Source organism: Streptomyces sp. AcH 505 (assembly GCF_000818175.1).
In the GTDB taxonomy this organism is placed as follows: domain Bacteria; phylum Actinomycetota; class Actinomycetes; order Streptomycetales; family Streptomycetaceae; genus Streptomyces.
In genome coordinates this window covers 2,174,442-2,176,920 of the sequence record NZ_JTIY01000001.1, presented here as the reverse complement: position 1 = coordinate 2,176,920, position 2,479 = coordinate 2,174,442, and the positions used below count along the sequence as shown (strand labels likewise).

Here is a 2,479-nt window from a genome sequence, read left to right as displayed (position 1 = left end):
CTCCCCGGCGACGTCCTCGGCGGGCGCCTCCAGGAAGGCGTCCGTCGAGGCGCGTCGCGCACGCCGGCGCCCGCCACCCGACGTACCCGTACCCGCACCCGTACCGGGACCCGCCACGGCGGGTGCCGACTGCTCCGGGATCTGCGCCTGCGGGGGCTGCGCGGGCGGCGGGACCGTACCCGAGCCCTCGCCCAGGGGCAGCTCCAGGACGTACGCGCTGCCGCTCATCCCCGGCACCTCGTGCGTCTGCAGCACGCCGCCGTGCGCCCGTACGATCCCGCGCACGATCGGCTCGTGCACCGGGTCGCCGCCGGGGAACGGGCCGCGCACCTCGATCCGTACGACATTGCCGCGCTGCGCCGCCGCCACCACGATTGTCGAGTCGACGTAACCGCCGGCCGGCATCATCCGGGCCCGGCCCGTCGAGTCGACCCCGGCCACGTCGGCGACCAGATGCGCGAGGGCGGTCGCCAGCCTGCCCGGGTCCACCTCGGCCTCGATCGGCGGCGCGTGCACGGCGAACTGCGCCCTGCCGGGCCCGATCAGCTCGATGGCGCCCTCGACGCCCGCCGCCACGACACCGTCGAGCAGCACCGTCATCTTGGTGAGCTGTTCCGTGCCGTCGTCGAGCCGCTGGTAGCCGAGGACGTTGTCGACCAGCGTCGTCATCCGGGAGTAGCCGGCGGCGAGATGGTGCAGGATCTGGTTGGCCTCGGGCCAGAGCTGGCCCGCCTGGTCGGCGGCGAGCGTGGCGAGTTCGCCGCGCAGCTCCTCCAGCGGGCCGCGCAGGGACTCGCCGAGTACGGCGGTGAGCTGGGCGTGCCGGGCGGCGACGTAGTCGTACCGCTCGGTGAGTTCCTCGATCTCCGCCGCGTACCGGTCGCTGCGGTCGGCCAGCTCCGCCGTCTGCCGTTCCGTCGTCTCGGCCAGTTCGGCGCCGAGCCGTTCGGTGATGTCCTTCAGCTCGGCGGCGTGGCGTTCCTTCGCCTCGGTGAGTTCGTCGCTGTGCTGCTTCAGCAGCTCCTCGTGGGCGCGCCGGTCGGTGAACGTCATCACGGCGCCGACGAGCTGGTCGCCGTCGCGTACGGGGGCGGTCGTCAGGTCGACGGGCACCGCCGAACCGTTCTTCGCCCACAGCACCTGCCCGCGCACCCGGTGCTTGCGGCCGGAGCGCAGGGTGTCGGCGAGCGGGGAGTCCTCGTACGGGAACGGCTCGCCGTCCGCGCGTGAGTGCAGGACGAGCGTGTGCAGTTCACGGCCGCCGAGGTCGGTGGCGCGGAAGCCGAGGATCTGCGCGGCCGCCGGATTGACGAGCACGACGCGGCCGTCGGTGTCCGTACCGACGACACCCTCCGAAGCGGCGCGCAGGATCATCTCGGTCTGCCGCTGCGAACGGGCCAGCTCGGCCTCGGTGTCGACGGTCCCCGACAGATCCCTGACGATCAGCATCAGCAGCTCGTCGCCGGTGTAGCTGTGGATGTCGTTGTACGCGTCGCGCCCGTCCTCCAGGCTCGCGCTGGTGACCTCGACGGGGAACTCGCTGGAGTCCGTGCGCCGGGCTGTCATCCGCGTCGGCTTCGTACGGCCTCGCGCGTCGGCGGAGTCGGGGCGGCGCATGGAACCGGGGATCAGCTTGGAGTCGAACTCCGGCAGGAGGTCCAGCAGCCCGCGCCCGACCAGCGCCGTACCCGGCGTCTCGAACATCTCCAGGGCGATGGTGTTGGCGTTGACGACCGTGCCGTTGGCGTTGACGAGCACCAAGCCGTCGGGGAGTGCGTCGAGTATCGCCGCGAGGCGAGCAGCGCCTCGGGATGGCCTGCTGCTCACGACGACGCTTCCTCCCTGACCTACTGCACCTTGCGGACGGCCGCGTCCCATCTTGCCCCTATGGTCTCAGCCTGTCACTGGAGGGAGTCTAAAGGCTGTGGGTGCGAGCGCGGCTGCGGATGAGAAGGAGCTCTCATCAAGGTTCTGTGCGAATGCCCTGTACGAACGCCCGCACACCCCTCGACGGGTGGCCGTCGGAACACCCGGAGGCGGGCCCTGCCGGGTCTCACCTCCTGTCCTCCCCTGTCCGCGCCTGTCCTTAGCCCCTGTCCTCGCCCCTGTCCTCAGCCCCGGGCGGTGGGCCTGGTGCTGGGCAGAACGGGCTCAAGACCCTGCCAGCGGGCGATCTCGCAGCCGTTCGAACGGTTGAAGCTGGCGTCGACGCTGCGGCCGTGCCAGGTGCCGGTGATGCGCGCCGTGGCGGCGCCGCCGTAGATCTGGGTACACATCTGCCCCTCGGGCACCGGCGCGAACGGATCCCGCCCGCCCTCGGCCAGCTCCGCCAGCCGGTCACAGGCCTCCTGCGCCCGCGGGTGGGTCCCGCCGGCGGGCCCACAGGTCAACTCGTACACGCCGGCCGTCTTCTGTACGGCGGGGTCGGTGACGGTGAGGTCGAGCTTGTCCTGCGTCTGGAGCAACGGCAGCGGCAACG

The 2,479-nt window shown here is 72.0% G+C and carries 2 protein-coding genes; both read right to left on the bottom strand.

Annotation, left to right across the window (positions count from 1 at the left end):
* On the bottom strand, positions 1 to 1,827 hold a 1,827-nt coding region (locus HY68_RS10080), incomplete at its 3' end, for a PAS domain-containing protein (protein WP_157874436.1).
* 284 nt (positions 1,828 to 2,111) lie between these two features.
* Positions 2,112 to 2,479: SSI family serine proteinase inhibitor (locus tag HY68_RS10075; protein WP_041987140.1), on the bottom strand; the 368-nt coding region annotated here is incomplete at its 5' end.